The sequence below is a fragment of the Wenzhouxiangella sp. 15190 genome (assembly GCF_003417465.1).
Lineage (GTDB): Bacteria > Pseudomonadota > Gammaproteobacteria > Xanthomonadales > Wenzhouxiangellaceae > Wenzhouxiangella.
The window spans coordinates 42412-63548 of sequence record NZ_QVMV01000052.1; the positions used below are offsets into that span (position 1 = coordinate 42412).

Sequence of the window (21137 nt, forward strand, 5' to 3'; positions counted from 1 at the left end):
CGCTCAGCCCTGTAGTTCGAACGCACCCGGAATCCAGCGCAAGTGGCCCTCCTCGCCGTCAATGCCGACCACGTCGAAGCGGCAGGCATGTTCCTGCCATTCGGGACGGCTCATCAGGAAGTGGCGCGCGGCGCTGATCAGGCGGCGCTGCTTGCGCTCGTCGATACTGTCGATGCTGCCGACCCGTGCGCCCGGCCCGCGCAAGCGTACCTCGATGAAGGCCAGTACCTCGGTATCGCGTGGATTGGGGTCGATCATGACCAGGTCGATTTCGCCGGCGCGGCACTGATAGTTGCGTTCGACCAGTTTCAGTCCTCGATCCGCCAGCCAGCGCTCGGCGTGCTGTTCGCCTAGATTACCGCGGTGACGCTTGCTCATGCTCGAACCCCGCGGGGCTGGCCACCCCGCCGTCGATGCGGATCACGGGCAGGTCGCGCCGGATGATGTTGCCGTCGGGCAGGCTCAGCTCGCCCATCATGCCCGGCAGCGACAGCGTGGGGTCGGCTCGCATCATCGAAAGCCAGGGCACCAGTGCGATGGCATCGCGTCCCAGCGCATGCAGCCGCGAGAGCGTGGCGTTGTCGAGGCCGGCATAGAGCGAGCGGGCGCGTTCACGCAGGGTGCCGGCGGTGGTGAAGTCGAGGAACCACGGCGGCATCGGTGTCGTCACGCCGTCGAGATCCCGGTCGCGGTCGGGCCGTGGTGCGCCGTCGACGATGTAGGAAGTGGCCATGAGTGTGAGGTCGCCGGCGTCGAAGAACGCCAGTTGAGGGCGCAGCAGGCGACCGTCGGCGGCGCGTGCGCCCAGGAAGATGACGTCGACGTCGGTGCGGCGCTGGGCCACCGATTCCACCTGGCCGTCGATAAGGCCGGAAATCCGGTCGATACGGGCCTGTGAGCGATCGACCTCGAGTATCTCGCGCAGCAGCGTGGAATGATCTGGCAGTTCGGGATCGTAGATGCGGTCGGCCAGAATCTGGCCGCCGCCGAGCGTGAAGGTTTCGGTGAAAGCCTCGGCGACGCGTCGGCCCCAGTCGGTGTACTGGGCAATGACCAGGGCACGACGGCGACCCGTTGCCAGGGCGTGAATCGCGGCCAGCTCGGCTTCGGTTTCCGGTGGCAGCGCCAGGGCGGTGATTTCGCCGCCGGCCTCGGTCAGGCGATCGACGTCTTCGGGCAGGTTGAGCAGCAGCGTGGGGATGACGCCGGCATCGGGCAGTTCGGCCAGCGCTTGCGCCTTGCGCCGATCAAGCGGGCCGATCAGGAAATCGGTGTCGTTTTCCCGGGCCTCGAACCACGCCGACACCACGTCGCCGGTTTCCGGGCCGATGTAGCGAAAGGTCAATCGCGGGCGCTGATCCGGCGGCAGACGCAGCCAACCGGCCACCAGGCCTTCTCGCAGGGCCTCGCCCGGCCTGTGCAAGTCGGCATCCTTGGCCGGGAGGAGTACGGTGATGTGTTCCGGCAATGGGCGCGTCTGTCGCCAGGCGGCGATCCAGCGACGCGCCTCGTCGGCGCTGTATTCGAGTTCGGGCCAGCGCCGCTGCCACGCGGTCAGTGCCTCGTCCAGGGCCGCATCATCGAGCAGATTCTCGCGTGCACTGATGACCAGATCCAGCCAGGGCAGCAGGTCTGGCTGGTCGCCGACCTCGTAGAGCACCCGTTCAATCTGTGCCAGGGGGAATTCCAGCAACAGCGCGAGCGCTGTCTCACCGCTGAAGTCCGGTTCGTCGATTGCCTGCTCAAGCGCAGCCAGGGCGCCGCGAACCGGTTGCGATTCGAGCTCGAACAGACGGGCTTCGAGCTCGGCGTGACGCGTTTCCAGCTCATCCGGCAATCGATCGGCCGCACTTGCCAGCAACCATCCGGCATTGGCCAGGTCGCCACGGAGCATGGCCAGTTCGGCCTGTGCAAGGTCCAGCTGAACCAGGGCGCGATCCGGGAGGGTCGTGCTGTCGATCCGGGCGAGTACCCGTTGTGCCTCTTCGGGGCGATCGGCCTGAAGCCAGGCCTCGGCGGCGCGGATCAACAGGCGGTCGCCGGATTCGGGCCCTTCCAGCGCCTGTTGTTCGAAGGCGCGTGCGGCATCTTCGTAATCGCCGGCGGCCAGCATCTGCTCGATTCGGCCGATCTCGGCATCGTCGCCACCACCGGATCGGACGCCGGGGCCGGAAGGTGCGCAGGCCGCCAGCAGGACCACAGCGGCCAGGATCGGAATTAATCTTTTCATGGGCTGAATGATAAACCACGCCAGGCCAGCCCGGAGCATGACCCCTGGTACAGGCGAATTACTAATGCGGTCACTAATCAGCAGACACTCAGCTGGCCTCTCAGCGTTTGTGGCAAGGCGTCGGTGCGCAGTTGTAGCGGGCTCTACATCAAGCACCGACAACGCAGTCCACAAACGCTGAGAGGCCAGCCCTGAGGGCGCTCCGGAGCCGGTCACCGGCTGCGTTCCGCTCGCTTGACATAGGGCCCACTATGCCTGCGCTCGCGCGCCTTGCCGGTGACCGGCTCCGAAGCGCTGAGTGTTTGCTGATTAGTGACCGCATTAGTAACAGTCAATCTGGCATCATGCCCGGTTTTCGGACCCAACCTGGACATGAAGAATGAAACAACTCCTCGCAGCAATCCTGATGGCCGGCATCGTGGCACCGGTGTCTACCATGGCGCATGACGATCCCTGGCTGTGGCTCGAAAACGTCGAGGGCGAGAACGCCCTCGCCTGGGCGCGTGGGCAGAACGAGCGTTCGCTCGACCATATCCAGGCCCATGAGCTGTTCGAGCCGATTCATGAACGTGCGCTCGAAATCCTGACCTCGGACGATCGCATTGCCTACCCGGCGCTGAGGGGCGGCGAGGTGTACAACTTCTGGCGCGACGACGAGCACGTTCGTGGTATCTGGCGCAAGACTTCGCTGGACAGCTATCGCGGTGAATCGCCCGACTGGGACGTGATACTCGACGTCGACGCCCTGGCCGAGCGCGAGGAGCGCAACTGGGTCTGGGCCGGGGCGGACTGCCGTTACCCGGACTATGATCGTTGCATTGTCGGCCTGTCGGTCGGCGGCGCCGATGCCGCCGTGCGGCGTGAATTCGATCTTCAAACGCGCGAGTTCGTCGAGGACGGGTTCCGGCTGGATGAATCGAAGAGTTCGATCACCTGGCGCGACCACGACAGCGTGTTCCTCGGCCCGGCCTTCACCGACGAGCAGATGACGGACTCGGGCTATCCGCGCACAGTCCGCCTGTGGCAGCGCGGCACCGACCTGGCCGAGGCGGAAACCATCTTCGAAGGCGAGAAGGGCGATGTTGGCGTTTTCTCGGCGCGCATCCATGACGGTGACGATCACTACGATGTGATTACGCGTGCGCCGAGCTTCTTCAGTTACGAGTACTACCTGTTCGAAGACGGCCAGGTTAAGCGTCTCAACGTGCCCGAGGATGCCGATCTGGCAGGTGTGATCGACGGCCAGCTGCTGGTCGACCTCAAGTCCGACTGGACATTGGGCGGGCGCACGTTCAAACAAGGTGCGCTGGTCGCGGGGCCGGTCGGGAGCTTCCTGGAAGCGTCGCCGAGTCTCGAGTTGCTGATCCAGCCGGGCGAGCGCCAGTCGATCGACGGCGTGGACACCACCGAAAACGCGGTACTGGTCAATCTGCTCGACAACGTCAACGGCAAATTGCTGAGCTTCGCCCGCGAGGACGGCGGCTGGCGCCAGCGCGAGCTCGATGTGCCGGAAATGGGCACGATTTCGATTGTCGCGACCGATGACCGCTCGAACCGGTTTTTCTACGACTACACCGGTTTTCTGACGCCGTCGACCCTGTTCGAGGCCGATGCTCTGGCCGGTTCGCAGCGGGAAGTCCGTTCCGAGCCGGCCTGGTTCGACGCCGAGGGCATGGAAGTGGCGCAGTTCGAGGCCGAGTCGGCCGACGGCACGATGATTCCCTATTTCGTCGTCATGCCCCGCGAATACGAGGCCGATGGTGCCAACCCGGCCCTGCTGTCGGCCTACGGCGGCTTCGAGGTTTCACGCACGCCGTCCTACTCGGGCGTGACCGGTTCGGCCTGGCTCGAGCGCGGCGGCGTTTACGTGTTGGCCAATATCCGTGGCGGCGGCGAGTTCGGCCCGAAGTGGCACCAGGCGGCCCTCAAGGAGAACCGTCAGCGTGCCTATGACGACCTGATCGCCGTGTCCGAGGACCTGATCGATCGCAACGTCACCTCGCCCGATCACCTGGGTATCCAGGGCGGCTCCAACGGCGGCCTGCTGGTCGGTGCGGTGATGGTGCAGCGTCCCGATCTCTACAACGGCGTGGTCTGCCAGGTGCCGCTGCTCGACATGAAACGCTTCCACAAGCTGCTCGCCGGTGCCAGCTGGATGGGCGAATACGGCAATCCGGACGACCCGGAACAGTGGGCCTACATTTCCAGATACTCGCCGTACCAGAACGTGTCGGCCGAGGCCGACTACCCCAAGGCCTTTTTCACCACGTCCACGCGGGATGACCGTGTTCACCCGGGTCACGCGCGCAAGATGGTGGCGAGAATGCTCGATCAGGGCCACGACGTGCTCTACTACGAGAACATCGAGGGCGGCCATGGCGGCGCGGCCAACCTCAAGCAGCGCGCCTTCCTGTCGGGTCTGATCTACGCCTATCTCCACGACCGACTGGCTTCGGAGGATGCCGGGGAGGACGAGGATTGAGGCGGATTCAGGAGTCAGGGGTCATGGATCATGGATGACTCCTGAAGCCTGGCCCCTTTGATAGTGCGCCCGCCGCCCCAAGGTCGGGAACTTCGGGGACCGGGCGCCGTCAAAACGTGCGACAGGCAAAAAAGTACCAGAATGATCCTGATTCAATGGATGACGGCTGATTTGGTATAATTTGCGCAGAATTGAAGGAGGATTGAATGACCAAGGATCTCGTACCAAGTCATCTGCTCGCACCGGCCGGCACCGGCTCGCTGGATGCCTATATTCAGGAGGTCAACCGCATTCCGGTGCTGACGCTCGAAAGGGAGCAGAGTCTGGCGCGCCGGTATCGTGACGAGGAAGATCTCGACGCGGCGCGGCAGTTGGTCATGTCGCACCTGCGTTTCGTGGTGCACGTCGCGCGCGGATACTCGGGCTACGGACTCCAGATCAGCGACCTGATCCAGGAGGGCAATATCGGTCTGATGAAGGCCGTCAAGCGCTTCGACCCGGATCAGGGCGTGCGCCTGGTTTCCTTCGCCGTGCACTGGATTCGGGCCGAAATTCACGAATTCATCCTGCGTAACTGGCGAATCGTCAAGGTGGCCACCACCAAGGCGCAGCGCAAGCTGTTCTTCAATCTGCGCAGGCAGAAGAAGCGCCTGGGCTGGCTTAACCAGAAGGAGGTCAATGCCGTGGCCGAGGACCTCGGCGTCAAGCCCGAGGTGGTCATGGAAATGGAGTCCCGCCTGTCGGGCCAGGATGTCGGCTTCGACCTGCGCAATGACGACGACGAATCCACCTATGTGGCCCCTGCGGCCTACCTGGAAGGTTTGTCGGCGTCGCCCGACCAGGCGGCGGAAGCCGAGGACTGGGAACAGCATCACCACAACCTGCTGTTCGACGGCATCGAGCACCTCGACGACCGGTCGCGAGACATCATCCAGTCGCGCTGGTTGATGGATCCCAAGACCACGCTGCAGACGCTGGCCGACAAGTACGATGTTTCGGCCGAGCGCATTCGCCAGCTCGAAGCTGCCGCCCTGAAGAAACTCAAGGCGCGCTTCGAGGCCTGAACGAACCGCGATGATTGATCGGGCTGCGAGGCCCGATGGAGTCAGAAGGGAGCTCAGACGCTCCCTTCTGCGTTTCAGGGGTTCAGGAGTAAGGGGCAGGAATCCTCATCCCGGCATGCTTGCCGAGCATGGACCGGCTGTCTAAGATGCTCGGGTGACTCCTGCCTCTAATCGCAGCAAAGCCGAGCGCGTCACCGATCGCGCTTCCGCCCAGGCCCGGATCGATCGTGTTCGGGCTTTCCGTGACGAATTGGCAGCGCTCGAGCGCGAGGGCGTCACGCTGCCCGACCCTGACACCCGCTCGTGCATGGACGCCCATCACGAGGCACTGATAGCCGACTTGCGCGAGCGCTTCGACGTGGATATCGACGGCTCGCAGAAGCGGTTTTCGCTGGGCATGCGGATCGCTTCCCTGATCGGGGCGCTGGCCTTGTCGGCGGCGGTCTTCTTTTTCTTCTACCGGATCTGGGGCCTGCTGAATACGCCGGTCCAGGTGATCCTTCTCATCGTCGCGCCGATTGCCGCCACGTTTCTGGCCGGCTATGCACATCGGCGGGAGCGCACGGGGTACTTCACCGCTCTGGCCGCGCTGGTGGCGGTCGCCTGTTTCGTCCTCGATCTCAGCGTGCTGGGACAGACCTTCAATCTCGTGCCCAGCCGCAACGCATTTCTCGCGTGGGCCCTGTTCGCACTGATCCTGGCCTATTCGTGGGGACTGAAACTGGTGCTGACCGCCGGCCTGGTGAGTCTGATCGCTTACCTCTCGGCCACGGTGGGCGCATGGGGCGGCCTGTACTGGCTGTCGTTCGGGGAGCGCCCGGAAACCATCCTGATTGCTGGCCTCCTGATCACTTTGCCGGGATGGTTCGGGAATCTGCCGCGACCCGAATTCTCGAACGTGTATCGGGTATTCGGGTTTCTGGTGGCCTTCATCAGCGTCCTCGTTCTCTCTCATTGGGGCCGCGCGAGCTTTCTGCCCTTTTCGCCCTCGCTGGTGGAGGCGGGCTATCAGTTGGCGGGATTTGTGGGCAGCGCGGTGCTGATCGCCGTGGGTATCCGCCGCGGGGAAGGCAAGCTGTTCAATCTCGGGGCGACGTTCTTTCTGCTCTTTTTCTACACCAAGATCTTCGACTGGTGGTGGGACTGGATGCCGAAGTGGCTGTTCTTCCTGGTCGTCGGCCTGGTGGCGGTCGGCTTCCTTTTCATACTGGGGCGGTTGCGGCGTACCGGACACGCGGGAGACGGCTCGTGAGAGTGCGGCTTTCCATATTCGCCATCGTGCTTGTCGTGGCCGTCAATGCCTTCGTGTTGGCCGGCGTTGCCTGGAATCGCTCCGGTGAACCCGCGGCGATACTCGAATTGACCGAGCGTGAGCTGGCGATGCCCTACAGCCGGTGGTCGGGCCGGGAAAGTACCGGCGTGTCGCTATCGATTCGGCAGGCCGACCAGGATCACGAATGGCTGGGCCGCGACAAGCTCGCCGAACTCGGCTTCGATGTCGACCGTTATGAAGGCCGCCCACGTCATGACTGGCGTGCACTCGAGCGCCGGGTTTTCGTCGTGCTGGAGTTCGACGGTCCGGCGTTTCGCGCCTTGCGGGCCGAGCGGGAAGCGCGCTTGGCAAAAGCGCGCGAAGGCCTGGAATCCGGTGAAACGAACCGCAAGCAGGTTGAAGCCGCCGAGGCTGCCCTGGAGCGCTTCGAGACGGCCGAGTCGCGGCTCGTGGTGATTGATGCGGGAGAGGAGGCCTCTTCCCTGCGGCAACGCTATCCGGACCGGGAAAGATACGCGGTGATGCGGGCGCTCGTGCACATGCACGCCACAAGCCGTCCGGGGCAGGAGTCGGAGCCGGTTGTGCGTGGCCGGGTAGGTCGCCTGTTGCCCGGTCGGGTGCACGTCCCGCGACGCTTCCATGCGCCGCTGAGGCGCTCAACCGATGAAACGCGGAACGCCTATGACGCACCGCCGCGCTACCGCGCGGTCGTTAAGTTCGGCCGTCGTGCCGAGCCCTGGCTGGCGGGGATCGAGCCGATTCCGGCCGGCGCGGATTCAGAAACTGCCGCGGATTGAACCGTGCCGGCGCAGATGGATGCGGGCCAGCAGCATGAGTACCGCGACCAGAGATCCAAGGGACCAGGCGCTGCCAACCGGCACCGCGACCGCTTCCGACGGGCTCGCCGGTTCGACCGGCGCACCCTGGGCGATCCAGTCGCGAATCAATGCGCGTTCCTCGGGCGTCGTGCCGGGCATTCGGAAGCCGGGACCGTCCGGTGAATCGCAATTGACGGCCAGGAACAGGGCGCTGGTAGCCGGGTTGAAGGGGTCGACGCGCAGTCGGCTCGAGTTGGTCGTGCTGACGACCCCGACGAGATTGTCGTAGGCCTCGCCCGCGCGCAGGTCGAGGCCGGCGGGGCCGGATTCACCGTGGCAGGTCGCGCAGTCATCGAAAACGGGCTGGATCTGCGACTGGAAATCGACCCGTGGGGTTGTGGTAATACCACTCAGGTCGTCGCAGCCGGCTGCACCGAGGCCGGCCGCGGCCGGCGCGGCCATGAGTACGAATCCGGCACCGGCCAAGATGTTTCTGAGTATCGACATGGGGTTGAGTGACACGGTTGTCATGTTGATGATCGCTTAATCCTAGTCGATTGCGGGCGAGCCCGTTCCGTCCGGTCGCCCGACCAGATTTGGTTCCGCTTCCAGGGAAAGTCCGTATTCCCGTTCGACCGATTCGGTGATGGCGGCGACCAGCTCGAGCAGTTCCGACGGGGCGGCGCCACCGCGGTTGACCAGTACCAGGGCGTGGTTTTCGTAGACACCCACCCGTCCAAGCGATCGCCCCTTCCAGCCGAGCCGCTCGATCATCCAGGCGGCGGCCAGCTTGGTGCGGTTCCCGGGTGCCGGCCAGTGCGGCAGGTGGGGGTGTTCGGCCAGGATTGCGGTGGCCGTTTCGTCATCCACGATGGGGTTCTTGAAGAAACTGCCGGCGTTCGGCAGCCGGTCCGGGTCGGGCAGGCGGTGTCGTCGCAGTCGCATGACGGCGGCGGCCAGCTGCCGCGGTGCCGGCCGGTCTACCTTCAGGCGGTCGAGTTCACCCGCCAGGCTGGCGTAGCCGGTGTTCGGCCGGAACCGTCGTGACAGTCTCAGCGTGACTTCGGCAATCAGGAAGCGGTCGCGTTCGCCCGACTTGAAGCGGCTGTCGCGGTAGTCGAAGCGACAGTCTTCCCGGTCGAGCCGAACCAGGCGGCCGGATTCCCGGTCCAGCGCGAGCAGGGACTCGAAGCGGTCGGCCAGTTCCACGCCGTAGGCGCCGATGTTCTGCATCGGGGCAGCGCCCACGGAGCCGGGGATCATGATCAGGTTCTCGATGCCGTACAGGCCTTCGTCGAGGCAGTCGCGAACCAGGGCATGCCAGTTCTCCCCGGCCGCTGCGCTCACCAGCACATCATTGCCCTCGGTCTTCATGCCGATCCCGCGCATGCGGTTGATGACGACGCGGCCGGGGAAGTCGCCCACGAATACGGTGTTGGAGCCGCCGCCGAGAATGAGTTCCGGGCCTTCGAAAGATGGCAGTTCCCGAAGCTCCTCCGGCGTATCGAGCCGAACCAGTTCGGCGCCACGGGCGGGCAGACGGAATGTGCTCAGTTCCGTCAGATCGGCATTGCGGATGATCTCAGGTGCCTGACGCGCTGCCATCGCCGTTCCAGGCGCGGATGCACTCGCGGATCAGCGCGGGGCCGCGATAGATGAAGCCGGTGTAGATCTGCACCAGATCGGCGCCGGCGTCTTGCTTCTCGGCCGCGTCGGTGCCCTGCATGATGCCGCCCAGGCCGATAATCGGGAAGTCCTTGCCCAGCACGCGGCGGGCATGGCGCAATACGCGGTCGGCCTGCGGCTTGAGTGGGGCGCCGCTCAAGCCGCCCACCTCGTTGGCGTGCCGGTGCCCATTGACGGCCGTGCGCTCGAGCGTCGTGTTGGTGGCGAGCAGTCCGTCGATGCCCGACTCGCCCACCACGTTCAGTGAGGCGGTCAGGGCCTCTTCCTCCCAGTCGGGCGCAATCTTGACCAGTAGCGGGCGGGATAGGCCGTGCTCGGCGGCCAGGCTGGCGTGCGCCCGCGTCAGTTCCACCAGGAGCTCGCGCAGGTGACCGGTATCCTGGAGCTCGCGCAGGTTGGCGGTATTGGGCGAGGAGATGTTGACCGCGATGTAGTCGCAGTGGGGATAGACCTTTTCCAGGCAGTGGCGATAGTCCTCGGCCGCGCGATCGACCGGCGTTGCCTTCTGCTTGCCGATATTGGCGCCGACAATGCCCTTGAAGCGTCGAGTGCGCAGGCGCGCGACGAGATGGTCGACGCCCTTGTTGTTGAAACCGAGACGATTGATCAGGGCCTGGTGTTCGGGCAGCCGGAACAGGCGCGGTTTCGGATTGCCGGGCTGCGGCTTCGGCGTGACCGTGCCGACCTCGATGAAGCCGAAACCGAGTTCACCCAGTGCGTCGATGTGATCGCCGTTCTTGTCCAGCCCGGCAGCCAGGCCGACCGGGTTGGGAAAGGTCAGTCCCATCAGTTCCACCGGCCTGGACTCGTCGCAGCTCCCCATCAGCCGCGGCAGGCCGACAAACCGGCCCGCAGACAGGGCATTCAGGGCCAGATCATGCGCCGTCTCCGGCGGGAGGAGGAACAGGCCGTTGCGGAGCCACTGGTACATGGTGGGTTTTAGGTGTCAGGTTTCAGGTTTCAGGAAAGAGCGACCGAAGTCGCTCCTGAACCCTGAACCCTGAACCCTGAAACCTTTCAATCAAAGCTCGAACTTGATGCCCTGGGCCAGCGGCATCTCGGTCGACCAGTTGATGGTGTTGGTCTGCCGACGCATGTAGGCCTTCCAGGCGTCCGAGCCGGACTCGCGGCCGCCGCCGGTTTCCTTCTCGCCGCCGAAGGCGCCGCCGATCTCCGCGCCCGAGGTGCCGATGTTGACGTTGGAGATACCGCAGTCCGAACCCTGGTGAGACAGGTAATACTCGGCATTGCGCAGGTCGGTGGTGAAGATCGACGAGGACAGGCCCTGGCGCACGTCGTTCTGCATCGCCACGGCGTCCTCGATGTCGCTGAACCTGATCACATAGAGGATCGGCGCGAAAGTCTCTTCCTGGACGATGTCCCAGTGGTTCTCGGCCTCGATGATGGTCGGCTCGACGAAGTAGCCGTCGCGATCGATGCGCTTGCCACCGGTGAGCACCTTGCCGCCGGCGTCACGGGCGCGTTCGACGGCCTGTTCAAAGCGCTCGACGGCCTTGGCATCGGTCAGCGGCCCCATCAGCGTGTTCTCGTCGAGGGGGTCGCCGATGCGGACCTGGCCGTAAGCGTTGACCAGTGCCTCGACGGTCTGATCGTAGATCGAATCGTGCACGAACAGGCGGCGTGTGGTCGTGCAGCGCTGGCCGGCGGTGCCGACGGCGCCGAACACCACGGCCGGAATGGCCAGCTTGATATCGGCGGTTTCGTCCATGATGATCGCGTTGTTGCCGCCCAGTTCCAGCAGGCTCTTGCCCATGCGCGCGGCCACGCGTTCGCCGACCATGCGGCCGACCTGGCTGGAGCCGGTGAACGACAGCAGGTCGACGCGCTTGTCGTCGATGAAGCGACCGGCCAGATCGTTGCCTGGCTCCATGAACGAGGTGAACACCGGCGGATAGTCGGTATCGGCCAGCGCCTCGTTGATGATGTTCTGCACGGCGCTGCAGGCCAGCACGCCCTTGGGGCTGGGCTTCCATACCGTGGCGTTGCCGCAAATCGCCGAGATGAAGGCGTTCCAGGCGTAGACGGCGACGGGGAAGTTGAAGGCGGTGATCACGCCGACGACGCCCAGCGGGTGCCACTGTTCATACAGGCGGTGGCCCGGGCGTTCGGAGTGCATGGTCTTGCCGTAGAGCATGCGTGACTGGCCCAGCGCGAAATCCCCGATATCGATCATTTCCTGGACTTCGCCGTCACCTTCGGGCTTGATCTTGCCCATTTCCAGCGCAACCAGGGAGCCCAGGGCGTCCTTGTAATCGCGCAGCGCGTCATTGACCAGGCGCACGGCGTTGCCGCGTTCCGGTGCCGGCACCAGGCGCCAGGCAAGCGCGGCTTCCTGGGCCGTCTTGATCACCTTCTCGTAGTCGTCGACCGTCGCACCGCTGACGCGGGCGATGACGCTGCCGTCGGTGGGGTTGATCGACTCGACCAGGTTGTCCTCGCGCATCGGCGCATAGTCACCGGGGCCGAAGCAGGCGCCGGGGTTGATGTCGTTGAGACCCAGACGTTCGAGAAGTTGCTTGTGATCGCTCATTGCCGCATTCTCCTGGAGTTTGTTCACGTGTTTAACGCGGTATTATCGCATCCTGCGCCGGGCAGGTCAGAGGTCCGGCGTGATATTCTCTGGGCCGAAGCACTCCCTTCGATTCAATGAAACTATCCGGCCGGGCCACGGTCTAGTTACAGCGTGAGCCCGGTCGCCTTTACAAGGACAGGAATTGCCCCGATGGGCGAGCGGGAAGTCGATCAAGAACTGGTAGAGCGTGTACAAGGCGGTGACAAATCGGCTTTCGATTTGCTGGTTGGCAAGTACCAGCACAAGATCATCAGCCTGATTTCCCGCTACGTGACCGACCACGCCGAAGCCATGGATGTGGCCCAGGAAGCATTCATCAAGGCTTATCGAGCCATCGGCCGCTTTCGGGGCGACAGCGCGTTCTACACCTGGCTGTACCGGATCGCCATCAATACGGCCAAGAATCATCTCGTCGCCCAGAGCCGACGGCCGCCGCAATCCGATGTCGATGCACAGGATGCGGAACAATTTCAGGTTAATTCGCGTCTGAAGGAGCAGGATTCGCCTGAACACGATCTGTTGCGCGGCGAAATCGAGCGCACGATCAACGAGGCGATTGCCGAGCTGCCCGACGACTTGCGGGTAGCCATCACACTGCGCGAGCTGGACGGTATGAGTTACGAAGATATCGCCAGAACCATGGACTGCCCCATAGGAACGGTCCGGTCGAGAATTTTCAGGGCCCGCGAGGCCATCGATGCGCGGCTTCGACCGCTGCTGGACAATCAATAGGAAGTGCTGATACATGACTGAATCGAGCCGGGAAAACCTGTCGAGCCTGATGGACGGCGAGCTGGATCGCAAAGGGCGAAAGTTTCTCTTGCGGCGTCTCGCCGGTGACGCCGAAATGAAGGCCAGCTGGTGTCGCATGCATACCGTGCGGGCCTGCCTGCACCAGGAACACCTGGCGACGGACAACCTGGTCGACCGGGTGGCCGCTGCCCTCGAGGCCGAACCGGCGCCCAGCCGGAGCCTGCCGGCGCGACTGTTGAGGCCCGTCGCCGGGGGCGCGATCGCGGCCAGCGTGGCGGTGATGGCCATCGTCGGCATCAATTCGAGCATGCTGCAACAGCAGGCTACCGAACCCGTCGATGAAACCGAGGCCGGTTTCGTCAGTCGCCCGACCGAACTCGACCGGCCGTTCACTCAGTCGGCGACCCCGGTGAATTACTCCGAAGACCGCCGCACCCAGCGGCAGCGTATCAGCGGCTACGTGATGCGCCATCACCAGGCTGCCGGCAGCACCGGGTTCGTGTCCTGGGTGCCGATCGTCGCGGACATGAACGGGAACCAGCGTGAAGACGATGCGCGGTCCGACGAGGCCAATGCGCAAGTCGGCGAACCCTGAACGCCATGCAGCTTTTCACCTCCCGCCGAATGCTGGCCGCGCTGTTCACCAGCCTGATGCTGGCGGCCATCGTTCCCGCCCGAGCCGAGGACAGTGTCCATGACTGGCTCGATCGCATGTCGCGGGCGGTCGAGACGCTCGACTACCGGGGCACCCTGGTCCAGGTGAGAAACGGCCAGGTGGATACGCTTCGTATCATTCACCGTGCTGACGAGGAAGGAGTTCGCGAACGCATCTATTCGGTCGACGGCGTCCCGCGCGAGGTGATTCGGGAGGGCGACAGCGTTCGCTGCGTACTGCCCGGTGATGAACCGACGATGCTGGAGAGTCAGCTTGGCGGACGGCTTCTGCCCTCGCTTCCAGTCAATCGGCTGCTCGGGCCGGAGTCGGGTTACCTGATGTCGCTGGGCGGGCGCGAACGCGTAGCCGACATGATGGCGCGGGTCATCCAGATCCAGCCGCGCGATGCCTATCGCTACGGATCGCGACTGTGGCTGGAAGAGCGTACCGGCATGCTGCTTCGATATGCACTGATCGATCACGACGGCCGGCAGTTGCAGCAATTGTCATTCACCTCCCTGGATCTGGGTGCCAACATTGCCGACTCGGAACTCGAGCCGGAACTCGTGGGCAGGCAGGTCGCTACCAAATCGATGGACGAGTCGCTGCAATCGGCCGGCTCCAGAATCGGGCCGGTATCGGTTCGCCCGCGAGTGCCCCGGGGCTTCCGCCTGGTCAACGCCGGTCGGGGAAGCGGGTCCGACGGCAGCGAATTCGAGCATCTGCTCTACAGCGACGGCCTTTCGAGCTTTTCGATTTATGTCGAACGTGCCGGCAGCGAAACCATGGCCGGCCGGGTCGAGGCGATGGGGCCGGTTCATGTCTATACCATCCAGCGTGGTGGCCGGATGTTTACTGTTGTCGGCGAGGTTCCCGCCGCCACCGTGCAGTTCGTGGGCCGGCAGCTTCGGCGCAACAGCCATGTGCCGTCCCGTCGCTGATCCGGCGGCATGATCTGGCAACCGGCCCGCGTCATTGACCGTGATGCCGACCGATTGACGTTGTCGTTTTCCGCGCCCGAGACTTGCCAGCGCTGTGCGCGCGGTGAAGGCTGTGGCGCGGGTGTGTTCGGTCGGCTTTTTGCCCGGCGCGAAACCCGCGTGGCTCTGCCGGCACGCCTGGCCGTTAATGTTGGCGATCATGTTCGCGTGGGCCTCGAGCCCGCACACCTGGCTCTGGCCGCGGGGCTGCACTACGGACTACCCCTGATTGGTTTTCTGGTCGGCGCCGCGACGGGACATGCCGTTTTCTCCGACAGCGCGTTTCGCGACGCGGCAGCGCTCGCGGCCGGCCTTGTCGGGTTCCTTGTGATGGCGAAACTCGTCTCCCGGCGATTTCGCCCGATGTTGAACCCTGTCGTGGAGCACTTGTCATGCCATCAAGACGACACCAATTCACTATTCAGCGAATAACTGCAAAAGGACCGCTCAATCATGCACAGATTCCTTAATTCGACCGCGATTCTGCTTCTGCTGCTGTCCGCTCAGCCGGTTCTGGGCCAGCCGGATTTCACCGGCCTGGTCGAGGCCTCCAATCCCGCGGTGGTCAACATCGAGACCACCCGCTTCGGAACCCGGCCGGACGAGACAGCCGAGGAAGGTAACCGGATGCCGGAAGACATGCCCGAGTTCTTTCGTCGCTTCTTCGATGAGCCCTTCGGTCGTGGCGGACAGCCTGATCGGATGGGCGGGGGCTCCGGGTTCATCATCGAGTCCGACGGCCTGATCGTGACCAACCACCACGTCATCGACGGCGCCGATGAAATCATCGTGCGCCTGGCCGATCGGCGTGAATTCGAGGCCGAGCTGATCGGCTCCGACGCCGAGACCGATATTGCCGTGCTGCGCATCGATGCGGAAAACCTGCCCACGCTCGAGTTCGGTTCGACCGAGGATCTCGAGCCTGGCGAATGGGTCATCGCCATCGGTTCGCCATTTCAGTTCGAGCAGTCGGTGACGGCCGGCATCGTCAGCGCCAAGGGCCGCAGCCAGGGCGCACGCCAGCAGTACGTTCCCTTCATCCAGACCGATGTGGCGATCAACCGCGGCAACTCCGGCGGCCCGCTGATCAGTACCGACGGTGAGGTGGTCGGCATCAACTCCTGGATCCTGAGTTCGCACGGCGGCAACATCGGCCTGTCGTTCTCGATTCCCAGCGAGGTTGCGCAGAACTCCATCGAGCAATTGCTCGAGACCGGCAGTGTGGCGCGTGGCTTCCTGGGCGTGCAGTTGCAGGCCGTCACACGTGAACAGGCCGATGCCCTCGGTCTGGAGCGACCCAAGGGTGCACTGATCAATAGCGTCGAGCCCGGCGGTCCCGCCGAGGAGGCTGGTATCGAGGTCGGCGACGTCATTCTCGAGTTCAACGGCACACCCATTGACCAGCATTCCGAGCTGCCGCCGCTGGTCGGCATGGAGCGCCCAGGCACGGAGGCCGAAATGACCATCTGGCGCTGGGGTGAACGCCAGGAAATCGATGTGACCCTGGGTGAACGCGAAGGCGAGTCGGTCGAGCAGGGCATGGACGGCGACAGCGACGCGGAGCCGTCCAACGCCTTGGGTCTGATCGTCGAGCCGCTGACTGGTGAACTGCGCCAGCGCTACGGCGATCCCGACGGTGGCGTGCTGATTGCCGACGTTGAAAGCGACAACGCCTATCGCGCCGGTATTCGCAGTGGCCAGTTGATCCTGATGATCAACAACCAGCCGATTGAAGGCATGGACGACTTCAACCGTATCGTCTCCGGGGTCGAGTCCGGTCGCAACGTGGCCCTGCTGGTTCAGCAGCCCAACGGTGTGACCGCATTCCTGGCCTATCGCCCCGAAACCGGCGCCGAAGAGTGATGCGATTGGTCGCCGGCCGCCCCGGGCCGGTATAATCCACGCTCTTTACACCGTGATCGCCCCCGTGACTTGCGGGGGCGATCTGATTGCGCGCTGCTCAAGGATCCATGACTGATACCCGCCATATCCGCAATTTCTCGATCATCGCCCATGTCGACCACGGCAAGTCGACACTGGCCGATCGATTCATCCAGGCCTGCGAGGGCCTGACCGAGCGGGAGATGGCCGAACAGGTGCTCGATTCGATGGATCTCGAGCGCGAGCGCGGCATTACGATCAAGGCCCAGAGCGTGACGCTCGACTATCACGCCGACAACGGCGAGGTCTACCAACTCAACTTCATCGACACCCCCGGTCATGTCGATTTCTCCTACGAGGTCTCCCGCTCCCTGATGGCCTGCGAGGGCGCGCTGCTGGTCGTGGATGCCGCCCAGGGGGTGGAGGCCCAGAGCGTGGCCAACTGCTACACGGCGGTTGAGCAGGGACTGGAGGTCATCCCGGTCATCAACAAGATCGATCTGCCGGCAGCCGATCCCGAGCGCGTCAAGCACCAGATCGAGGACATCATCGGTATTGATGCCTCGGACGCGCTGCTGGTCAGCGCCAAGTCGGGCGATGGTGTGCGCGAGATCCTGGAAGCCCTGATACAAAGAATCCCGCCGCCGGCCGACAAGCCCGAGGCACCGCTGAAGGCCTTGATCATCGATTCCTGGTTCGACAATTACCTGGGTGTCAATTCCCTGGTTCGCATCAAGGAAGGCCGACTCAGGAAGGGCGAGAAGATTCGCGTCATGTCCTCCGGTGATGAGCACCAGGCCGACCAGATCGGTATTTTCACGCCCAAGCGCAGCCCGCGCGACACACTGGGCTGCGGCCAGGTGGGTTTCATCGCCGCCGGCATCAAGGAAGTCCACGGTGCGCCGGTCGGTGACACCATCACGTCTGCCCGCCAGCCGGCCGAGGCGCCGCTGCCCGGTTTCAAGCCACTCAAGCCACGCGTGTTTGCCGGCATCTTTCCCATTGACGCTTCCGACTATCCCGATATGCGCGAAGCGCTGGAAAAACTGCAGCTCAACGACTCCGCCCTTCAGTTCGAGCCCGAAACCTCCATGGCGCTGGGCTTCGGTTTCCGCTGCGGCTTTCTCGGCATGCTGCACATGGAGATCGTGCAGGAGCGCCTCGAGCGCGAGTACGATCTCGACCTGATCACCACCGCGCCGACGGTGATCTACGAACTCGAGATGAGCGACGGCGAAATCGTGTCGCTCGACAATCCGGCCGGCCTGCCGCCGGCCAACAAGATTTCCGAAATTCGCGAACCGGTGATCCTGGCCAACATCCTGGTGCCGCAGGACTACGTTGGCGGGGTCATCGGCCTGTGCGAGGAAAAGCGTGGCGAGCAGCGCGACATGCGCTTTCTCGGCGGGCAGGTGCAGTTGACCTACGCCTTGCCGATGTCGGAGGTGGTCATGGACTTTTTCGACCGCCTCAAGTCCGTCAGCCGCGGTTTCGCCTCTTTCGAGTATGATTTCCTGCGCTACGAGGCCGGGCCGTTCGTGCGCCTCGATTTGCTGATCAATGGCGAAAAAGTGGATGCGCTGTCGACGATCGTGCACCGTGACCAGGCCGAGCGGCGCGGACGTGAACTGGCCGATCGCATGCGTGAACTGATTCCGCGGCAGATGTTCGATGTCGCTATTCAGGCGGCCATCGGCTCGCATGTCATCGCCCGCTCGACCGTCAAGGCCTATCGCAAGAACGTGACCGCCAAGTGCTACGGCGGCGACGTCACCCGCAAGCGCAAGCTGCTGGAAAAGCAGAAAGCCGGCAAGCGCCGCATGAAATCGGTCGGCAAGATCGACATTCCGCAGGAGGCCTTCCTGGCCGTGCTGCGAACCGACCAGGAGAAATAGAACGATGAATCTGGATTTCGCGCTCATCCTGACTGTGCTGACGCTGGTTACGGCCGTATTCTGGCTGGCGGAACGGTATTATTTCCGTCGACGCCATCGGCAGGAGCACCCCGGGGAAGACGAACCGCAGGGCGTCCACAAGACGGTCGAGGTGGTCGGCTCGCTCTTTCCGGTCCTGTTGCTGGTGCTGGTCTTCCGATCCTTTCTTTTCGAGCCGTTCAAGATTCCGTCCGGCTCGATGATTCCCACGCTGTGGATCGGTGATTTCATCGTCGTCAACAAGTACGCCTACGGCCTGCGATTGCCCGTGCTCAACAGCAAGATCGTCGAGACCGGCGAGCCCGAGCGCGGCGACATCATCGTGTTCCGCTTTCCCGAGGACGAACGGGTCAACTACATCAAGCGTGTTGTCGGTTTGCCGGGCGACACCATCACCTATCGCAACAAGGTGCTCTACATCAACGGCGAGGCCGTCGAGCAGGAGCCGGCCGGGCGTTGGGAAGGCGTGGGTCTCAACCGCAACGTCCCGGGAACCCGCCCGGTCATGCGCCTGGAATATCTTACCGACGAACCGCACCCGATTGTCGTCTACCCGAGTCGCCCGAACAGGCGCGTCGATGCGGTGACGGTGCCGGAAGGGCACTACTTCGTCATGGGTGACAATCGGGATCAGTCGCTGGACAGCCGCGCCTGGGGATTCGTGCCGGAAGAGAACCTGGTGGGCAAGGCGGTCAGAATCTGGATGCACTGGGACTGCTCGCGCGGTTGTGTCGATTTCGAGCGAATCGGTGATAAAATCCAGTGAACCGGGGGGTGTGGAAACCTGAGGGACGCGAATAATGCAATTGATACAAAACCAGCGTGGGTTGAGCCTGCTCGGCTTCATCATGATTCTTGTCCTGGTTCTGTTCTTTACCTATATCGGTATCAAACTGGTGCCCGTCTATCTCAATCACTTCTCGGTGATGAGCGAAGTCAAGGCCGTGGCGTCTGAACCGGGATCGGCCAACAAGCCGCCCAACACGATTCGTCGCGAGTTGATTCGGCGGCTGAATGTCAGCTATGTGGAACACGTCGAACCGCAGCATATCGCCATCGAGCGCGGTGATGAGATTCGGCTGGTCGTGAAGTACGATGTCGAGCAGCACCTCATCGGCAACATCGACGCCATCATCCGTTTCAACAGTGCCGAAGCCCTCCGGAACTGACCGTATCGATCGGATCCCCGGTATCGACTACCGGTTCGATGATGCGAGCCTGCTCGAGCAGGCGTGCACTCATCGCAGCTTCGGCCCCCGTCACTACGAACGTCTGGAATTTCTCGGCGACAGCCTGTTGAGCATGGTGATCGCCGAGCAGCTCTTTTGCGACCGGCCCCATGCCGCCGAAGGCGATCTGAGCCGGCTTCGATCCCGACTCGTGCGCGATGTCACCCTGGCCCGGCTGGCGGGCGAACTGAACCTGGGCGACCATCTCCGACTGGGTCCGGGTGAACTCAAAAGCGGCGGTTTCCTGCGCGAGTCGATCCTGGCCGATGTGTTCGAGGCCATCATCGGGGCGATCTATCTCGACGGCGGCTTCGCCGAGGCGCGACGCGTGATCTGTGAATTGTTTGCCGGTCGTCTCGCCGACTTGCCGGATGCCGACAGTCTCAAGGATCCGAAGACCCGGCTGCAGGAACTGTTGCAAGGTCGGGGTTACGAACTCCCCGAATACCGGGTGATTTCGGAGTCCGGCGCCGACCATGCCAAACAGTTCGAGGTGGAATGCCGGGCCGGTTCCCTGCTCGATCCCGTCCGGGCCGAAGCCGGCAGTCGCCGCAAGGCGGAACAGGCGGCTGCCCGGTTGATGCACGACCATCTCAAGGACTTGTTCGAATCCGGAAGCGGCAAGGCTTCCGTGGGCCGGGCCGGGAAGTATTCATGACTTCTCAGCGCAGTGGTTATGTCGCCTTACTGGGCCGTCCCAATGTCGGCAAGTCGACCCTGATCAACGCCCTCGTGGGCGAACGTGTGGCAATCGTCACGCACAAGCCGCAGACCACCCGACACCGAATTACGGGAATCGTCAACCGCGTGCAGGGTCAGGCGGTGTTCGTGGACACACCGGGCCTGCATCGCCGACGCGATCACGCGCTCAATCGCCGGCTCAACCGGATTGCTGCCGATACCCGCCAGGGTGTGGACCTGGTGGTCATGATGGTGGATGCCACGCGCTGGACTGACGAGGATCGCCGGGTGCTGGAAATGGTGGAGCAGCTCGATGGACCGAAGATGCTCGCTTTCAACAAGATCGACCTGCTCGATGATCGTACGAAGCTGCTCGAGAAAACCGCGGAACTGAGTTCGGAAGTCGATTTCGACGCCGTGGTCTACCTCTCGGCGGAGAAGTCGAAGGGGCTCGACGACCTGCTGGAGGAAGTCTTCCGGCATCTGCCCGAAGCCGAGCCCGTGTTCGATCCCGACCTGTTTACCGACAAGCCCGAGCGATTCCTGGTCGCCGAACTCATTCGTGAGCAGCTCATGCTGCAGTTGCACCAGGAAATCCCTTATGGCACGACGGTCGTCATCGAGCGTTTCGAGCGCACGGCAAAGCGTGTCGAGATCGATGCGCTGATCCTGGTCGCCAGCGATCGGCACAAGGGGATGGTCATCGGCAAAGGCGGCCAGGTACTCAAGCGCGTCGGCACGCGGGCGCGTCATCGTATCGCCGACCTGCTCGACGAGCGTGTTCATCTCGAGTTGCACGTCAAGACACGCGCCGACTGGATGGATGACGAAGCCGCGCTCGACGAGCTCGGCTACCGTCGCGATACCTGAGGAACCCT

Annotated in this window: 20 protein-coding genes; 14 read left to right on the forward strand and 6 right to left on the reverse strand. The window is 63.6% G+C overall.

Translation table 11 applies throughout. The features are described from left to right. Positions 1-3: 3 nt before the first annotated feature. Together DZK26_RS12780 and DZK26_RS12785 are read right to left on the reverse strand one after the other, a co-directional pair. The gene (locus tag DZK26_RS12780; protein WP_116899302.1) at positions 4-378 is read right to left on the reverse strand and encodes a YraN family protein; all 375 of its coding nucleotides are present in this window, start codon (positions 376-378) and stop codon (positions 4-6) included. After that, a complete protein-coding gene (locus tag DZK26_RS12785; protein ID WP_181918501.1) occupies positions 356-2230 on the reverse strand; it encodes a penicillin-binding protein activator in 1875 nt (624 codons plus the stop codon). The genes DZK26_RS12780 and DZK26_RS12785 overlap by 23 nt, the downstream gene beginning before the upstream one ends. A 379-nt stretch (positions 2231-2609) precedes the next feature. On the opposite strand from DZK26_RS12785, the gene DZK26_RS12790 reads away from it, so the two are divergent. The 4 genes from DZK26_RS12790 to DZK26_RS12805 all read left to right on the forward strand — a co-directional run bounded on the left by DZK26_RS12790 (position 2610) and on the right by DZK26_RS12805 (position 7846). Continuing rightward, on the forward strand, positions 2610-4712 hold the full coding sequence (locus tag DZK26_RS12790) for a prolyl oligopeptidase family protein (RefSeq protein ID WP_116899300.1): 2103 nt from the start codon (positions 2610-2612) through the stop codon (positions 4710-4712). Positions 4713-4918: 206 nt separating this feature from the next. Beyond that, positions 4919-5776 carry an RNA polymerase sigma factor RpoH gene (gene rpoH, locus DZK26_RS12795; RefSeq protein ID WP_116899299.1) on the forward strand — a complete coding sequence of 286 codons (858 nt, stop codon included), beginning with the start codon at positions 4919-4921 and terminating at the stop codon, positions 5774-5776. A gap of 154 nt (positions 5777-5930) precedes the next feature. Beyond that, positions 5931-7028, forward strand: coding sequence for a DUF2157 domain-containing protein (locus tag DZK26_RS12800; RefSeq protein WP_116899298.1), 1098 nt, complete (start codon positions 5931-5933; stop codon positions 7026-7028). Then, entirely contained in the window at positions 7025-7846 is an 822-nt protein-coding gene (locus tag DZK26_RS12805; protein ID WP_181918500.1) for a DUF4824 family protein, read from the forward strand. Before DZK26_RS12800 ends, DZK26_RS12805 begins: the two co-directional genes overlap by 4 nt. On the opposite strand, the gene DZK26_RS12810 is transcribed toward DZK26_RS12805, so the two are convergent. The 4 genes from DZK26_RS12810 to DZK26_RS12825 form a co-directional block, all read right to left on the reverse strand. Continuing rightward, the gene (locus tag DZK26_RS12810) at positions 7826-8398 is read right to left on the reverse strand and encodes a hypothetical protein (protein WP_147306722.1); all 573 of its coding nucleotides are present in this window, start codon (positions 8396-8398) and stop codon (positions 7826-7828) included. The two genes, DZK26_RS12805 and DZK26_RS12810, sit on opposite strands and share 21 nt — an antisense overlap. Before the next feature lie 18 nt (positions 8399-8416). Beyond that, positions 8417-9472 (reverse strand): UDP-N-acetylmuramate dehydrogenase, encoded by a 1056-nt coding sequence (gene murB, locus DZK26_RS12815; protein WP_116899295.1) that lies wholly within the window; start codon positions 9470-9472, stop codon positions 8417-8419. Then, a complete protein-coding gene (locus tag DZK26_RS12820) occupies positions 9450-10484 on the reverse strand; it encodes a quinone-dependent dihydroorotate dehydrogenase (RefSeq protein ID WP_116899294.1) in 1035 nt (344 codons plus the stop codon). The genes murB and DZK26_RS12820 overlap by 23 nt, the downstream gene beginning before the upstream one ends. A gap of 90 nt (positions 10485-10574) precedes the next feature. After that, on the reverse strand, positions 10575-12104 hold the full coding sequence (locus DZK26_RS12825; RefSeq protein WP_116899293.1) for an aldehyde dehydrogenase family protein: 1530 nt from the start codon (positions 12102-12104) through the stop codon (positions 10575-10577). Positions 12105-12296: 192 nt separating this feature from the next. On the opposite strand from DZK26_RS12825, the gene rpoE reads away from it, so the two are divergent. The 10 genes from rpoE to era all read left to right on the forward strand — a co-directional run bounded on the left by rpoE (position 12297) and on the right by era (position 21129). After that, entirely contained in the window at positions 12297-12878 is a 582-nt protein-coding gene (gene rpoE, locus DZK26_RS12830; protein ID WP_116899292.1) for an RNA polymerase sigma factor RpoE, read from the forward strand. Positions 12879-12891: 13 nt separating this feature from the next. Further along, on the forward strand, positions 12892-13494 hold the full coding sequence (locus DZK26_RS12835; protein ID WP_116899291.1) for a sigma-E factor negative regulatory protein: 603 nt from the start codon (positions 12892-12894) through the stop codon (positions 13492-13494). A gap of 5 nt (positions 13495-13499) precedes the next feature. After that, positions 13500-14495 (forward strand): MucB/RseB C-terminal domain-containing protein, encoded by a 996-nt coding sequence (locus DZK26_RS12840; RefSeq protein ID WP_116899290.1) that lies wholly within the window; start codon positions 13500-13502, stop codon positions 14493-14495. Between the two features lie 9 nt (positions 14496-14504). After that, entirely contained in the window at positions 14505-14966 is a 462-nt protein-coding gene (locus DZK26_RS12845; RefSeq protein WP_116899289.1) for a SoxR reducing system RseC family protein, read from the forward strand. A gap of 21 nt (positions 14967-14987) precedes the next feature. Further along, a complete protein-coding gene (locus DZK26_RS12850; RefSeq protein WP_116899288.1) occupies positions 14988-16397 on the forward strand; it encodes a DegQ family serine endoprotease in 1410 nt (469 codons plus the stop codon). Between the two features lie 107 nt (positions 16398-16504). Next, positions 16505-18310 carry a translation elongation factor 4 gene (lepA, locus tag DZK26_RS12855; protein ID WP_116899287.1) on the forward strand — a complete coding sequence of 602 codons (1806 nt, stop codon included), beginning with the start codon at positions 16505-16507 and terminating at the stop codon, positions 18308-18310. A 4-nt stretch (positions 18311-18314) separates the two neighbouring features. Continuing rightward, positions 18315-19115 (forward strand): signal peptidase I, encoded by an 801-nt coding sequence (gene lepB, locus DZK26_RS12860; RefSeq protein ID WP_116899286.1) that lies wholly within the window; start codon positions 18315-18317, stop codon positions 19113-19115. Between the two features lie 34 nt (positions 19116-19149). Further along, positions 19150-19518, forward strand: coding sequence for a DUF4845 domain-containing protein (locus DZK26_RS12865; RefSeq protein WP_116899285.1), 369 nt, complete (start codon positions 19150-19152; stop codon positions 19516-19518). Beyond that, entirely contained in the window at positions 19496-20236 is a 741-nt protein-coding gene (gene rnc, locus DZK26_RS12870) for a ribonuclease III (protein ID WP_404976208.1), read from the forward strand. Before DZK26_RS12865 ends, rnc begins: the two co-directional genes overlap by 23 nt. Further along, positions 20233-21129 (forward strand): GTPase Era, encoded by an 897-nt coding sequence (gene era, locus DZK26_RS12875; protein ID WP_116899283.1) that lies wholly within the window; start codon positions 20233-20235, stop codon positions 21127-21129. The genes rnc and era overlap by 4 nt, the downstream gene beginning before the upstream one ends. Positions 21130-21137: the final 8 nt, after the last annotated feature.